This is a genomic window from Roseomonas acroporae (assembly GCF_023223525.1).
Lineage (GTDB): Bacteria > Pseudomonadota > Alphaproteobacteria > Acetobacterales > Acetobacteraceae > Roseomonas_E > Roseomonas_E acroporae.
In genome coordinates this window covers 1-3,644 of the sequence record NZ_JALPRX010000190.1, presented here as the reverse complement: position 1 = coordinate 3,644, position 3,644 = coordinate 1, and the positions used below count along the sequence as shown (strand labels likewise).

Genomic DNA, 3,644 nt, shown 5'->3' with positions numbered 1-3,644 from the left:
CAGCGGCGCGCCGTGGATCACCACCGGGGCCGCGCGCGTCTTGAGGCGGATCACCGGCTCGGCATGGGCGTAGCCCGCGTGCGGGCGGCCCAGCACCGCGTGGGCGATCGCCTCGGCCTGGCGCGCGATCGGCTCGACGAAGCGGCAGGGCGCGCCGCCGATGCTGACGCAGTCGCCCAGCGCGTACACGTCGGCGGCGCTGGTGCGCAGCGTCGCCGGATCGACCACGATGCCGCGGTCGAAGGCGAGGCCGGCGCCGCGCGCCAGGCGCGACGGCGTCGCGAGCCCGACCGCCGAGATCACCTGATCGGCCCCGATCGTGGTGCCGTCGCGCAGGCGCAGGCGGAGCCGGCCGTCGGCGTCGCGCGACACCGCCTCGACCGTCGCGTCGCCCTGGAAGCCGACGCCGAGCGATTCGAGCCCGGCGCGCAGCCGCCGCGCCGCCGGATCGGGCAGCAGCGGCTGGAGCGGCAGCGGCGCCGCGCCGAGCAGGGTGACGCGGTGCCCGGCACGCGCCAGGTCCTCGGCCAGCTCGCAGCCCACCATGCCGGCGCCGACGATGGCGACGTGCCGCGGGCCGCGTGCGAGGGCCCGGTGCAGGCCCGTCCACGCGCGCAGGTCGTTGATGCGCCAGCACAGCTCGGGCGGCAGGCCGGGCGGGATGGCGGGGCGCGCCCCCTGGGCCAGGATCAGGCTCGCATAGGGCAGCGTGCCGCGCGTGGTGCGCAGACGGTGCCGGGCGGCGGAGAGGCCGACGGCGAAGGTCTCCGGCAGCAGGCGCACGCCGAGGCGGGCGGCGGCGGCGGCACCGCTCTCGCGCACCAGCGCCCCGGGCGACTGCCCGCGGCCGAACGCCACCGACAGCTCCGGCTTGCTGTACACGTCGCCGTCGCAGGCGGTGACGAGGGTGATCGGCACGGCGGCGTCGAGCGCGCGCAGCGCGACGGCGGCGCTCCACCCGGCGAGGCCGGCGCCGACGATCACCACGCCCGCCGCGCGCGGGCGCGGCAGCGCGGGCAGCGCGGGCAGCGGGGCGGCCTCGCGGGGGCGCAGCACGCAGGGCTCGAAATCCGCCTTGGTCACGCCGCAGACCGGGCAGAGCCAGTCGTCCGGAATGTCCTCGAAGCGCGTGCCGGGCGGCAGGCCGCTGTCCGGATCGCCCTCCCGCTCGTCGTAGATCAGGCCGCAGGCGCGGCAGAGGTAGCGCTTCCAGTCCTCGGCCCCCTCGGGCGCCGCCGCGGGGGGTGTCCCCTCCCCGGTCCGCGCGCTCATGGCCGGCCCTCCCCGACCGCCGGCTGCGCCTCGCGCAGCAGCCGCGCCATCTCCCAGCGCAGGTGCTTGATCGCCGGGGTGACGATGGCGACGAACTGCGCCTCCCGGAGGCGCCGCTGCGGCGCCGCCGAGGCGAGGTAGCCGCGCGCGCCCTGGTGCAGCAGCGAGGACTGCGCCGCGCGCAGCGCGAATTCGGCGGCCTGCACGCGGGCGTCGAGCACGTCGACCAGGAAGTCGTCGGACCCGTCGAAGGGCGTCGCGGCGAGCCGCATCACCTGGCCGCGCAGCTCGTCCAGCTCGGCCTGCATCGCGTCCGGCCGGTCGTCGAGGAAGCGGTTGACGTGGCCGAGCGTCTCCTCGACGGCGTTCATCGCGTCGATGCCGCCCTGCGCCACGCCCAGCCCCATGCCGGCCTGGAGCAGGATGAAGGCGGCGCGGATGCGTCCGACGAAGGGCCGCGCCGGATCGGCGATGATGTCGTCCTGGCCGACGGGGAAGTCGTCGAGCTGCACGCCCCAGGTGCTGGTGCCCTCCATGCCGGAGAATTGCGGGCATTGCCGCAGCGTCACCCGCTCGTCGAGGCGCAGCAGGAACATGATCTCGTGCGGGGCGCGGCCGCCCGCCGCCTCCACCTGCGCGATGGCGCCGCAGTACTGGCCGCGCCCGATGTGGCTGACCCAGGGCAGCGCGCCGCTGACGCGGTAGCCGCCGGCGACGCGCCGCGCCCGCAGCAGCATCGGCTCGATGCCGGCGAAGGCCTTCATCGGGTTGGACAGCGCCGTGCCGCCGAAGCCGCGGCCGGCGACGTGGTCGTCGAGCGGCGCGCCGGTCAGCGCCGGGTTGCCGGACTGCTCCATGTAGAGGCCGCAGACGGCGTGGCACCACATCAGGAAGCCGGTGGCGCCGCAGGCGCGGCTCGCCGCGGCCATCGCGTCGATGGCCAGGCCGTAGCGGCCGCCATGCCGCTCCAGATGCGCGCCGAGCGCGCCGGCGCGGCCGAGCTGCGCCATGATGTCGAGCGGGTAGTGCCCGGCATCGATGCGCGCCGCCGCGGCCCGCAGCGGCCCCTCGGCGATGGCCGTGGCCCCGGCCAGCACCGCCGCGTCGGACCAGTCCGTGGCGGTGGTGAGGATGGGCGACGGGGCGGGGGCCGGCGGCGCGGCCGCGAGGATGGACATCGGCGATCTCCTGCGGAGGGGACGGCGGGCGGGAGTCCGAACGGCCCCGCCCCGGCTCGGGCGGCCCGGCGTCTCAGTCGGCGAGGGCGATGCTGAACGGGATCGGGTTGCGCATCGTGTTGGCGACCGGCGAGAAGAAGTTCGCGTGGCGCACGATCTCGTCGAGCGCCTCGCGCGTCGCGTCGCCCTCGATGGTCACGAAGACTCGGATCTGCTGGAAGCCCATCTGCGACGGCTCGCGCCCGGCGCCGCCGGCGCCCCAGGCGGCGGTGTTGCCGATGTCGCCCTCGACCCGCAGTTCCAGCTTCGACAGCCGCACCTGGCGGAAGGTGGCGACGGCGGTGATGCCGACGGCGAGGCAGCCGCCGAGCGCCGAGAGCACGATCTCACCCGGCGCCGGGGCGGTGTTCTGGCCGAACAGGTGCAGCGGCTCGTCCACCACCACGGGGCCGTGGTCGCCGACGTAGTTCAGCGTGCGGAACTGGCCTTCCGTGACGGTGCGGACGACGTTGGTGCCGCGGCGTTCCGGCTGGCCGCGGCCGGCCTCGGCGAATTTCAGCAGCCCGTCACGGTCGATCGGACGGAGATAGGCGGTGATGGTGCTCTGGTCGAGGGCGGCGCTCATGGCTGCGGTCCTTGCCTCGCCAGCGCCAGGAGATCCGGCGCTGCGTGGCGGGGTAAGGGCAATGGCCGTGCCAGAGGCGGTTGGCGGCGCGGATTCTTTTAGCCGTTCGGAATCAAGGGGTTGGTCGCCGACGCCGCGAGGGCGGGATGCCGCGTTCCGACAGAATGTCGACAATGGCGATAATGGCGGTGCGGTCAGCCGAGGCCCAGGCGGCGCCAGCGGTAGGAGAATTGCCGCTCGGTCAGGCCGAGGCGCTGCGCCGCCCGGGTCTTGTTGCCGCCGGACTGCGCGAGCGCCTGGCGCAGCGTCTCGGCACCGTGGGAGTCGAGGCGCAGATAGGGGCGGATCAGCGGATCGGGCAGCGCCGACGGGCCGGCCGGCGCCACCGGCACGGGGAGCAGCTCCGACGCCTGCTCGTTGAGGAAGCGCGCGACCTCCGCCTCGTCGAGCGTCGTGCGCCCGGCCAGCAGCACGATGCGCTCGACGAAGTTGGAGAGCTGGCGCACGTTGCCCGGCCAGGGCTGGCGGACCAGGAACGCCACCGCGCGCCCGGTCAGGCTGACATTGGT

General features: G+C 75.5%; 4 protein-coding genes. All 4 read right to left on the bottom strand.

Annotated elements, in window-relative coordinates; all coding sequences use genetic code 11:
- The coding region (locus tag M0638_RS27730) for an FAD-dependent oxidoreductase (RefSeq protein WP_408903687.1) at positions 1-1,272 on the bottom strand (1,272 nt) is incomplete at its 3' end.
- Positions 1,269-2,450 (bottom strand): acyl-CoA dehydrogenase family protein, encoded by a 1,182-nt coding sequence (locus M0638_RS27720; protein WP_248670188.1) that lies wholly within the window; start codon positions 2,448-2,450, stop codon positions 1,269-1,271. The genes M0638_RS27720 and M0638_RS27730, both read right to left, overlap by 4 nt.
- Positions 2,451-2,523: 73 nt before the next feature.
- Complete coding sequence (locus M0638_RS27715; RefSeq protein WP_248670187.1) at positions 2,524-3,075, bottom strand: OsmC family protein; 552 nt, start codon at positions 3,073-3,075, stop codon at positions 2,524-2,526.
- A gap of 194 nt (positions 3,076-3,269) precedes the next feature.
- Positions 3,270-3,644, bottom strand: a 375-nt coding sequence (locus M0638_RS27710) for an AAA-type ATPase lid domain-containing protein (protein WP_282572346.1), incomplete at its 5' end; no start/stop codon positions are given.

What these genes read in the sequence shown, in the direction of transcription:
- M0638_RS27720 (WP_248670188.1), bottom strand. Translation starts at nt 2,450, where the DNA reads ATGTCCATCCTCGCGGCCGCGCCGCCGGCCCCCGCCCCGTCGCCCATC.
- M0638_RS27715 (WP_248670187.1), bottom strand. Translation starts at nt 3,075, where the DNA reads ATGAGCGCCGCCCTCGACCAGAGCACCATCACCGCCTATCTCCGTCCG.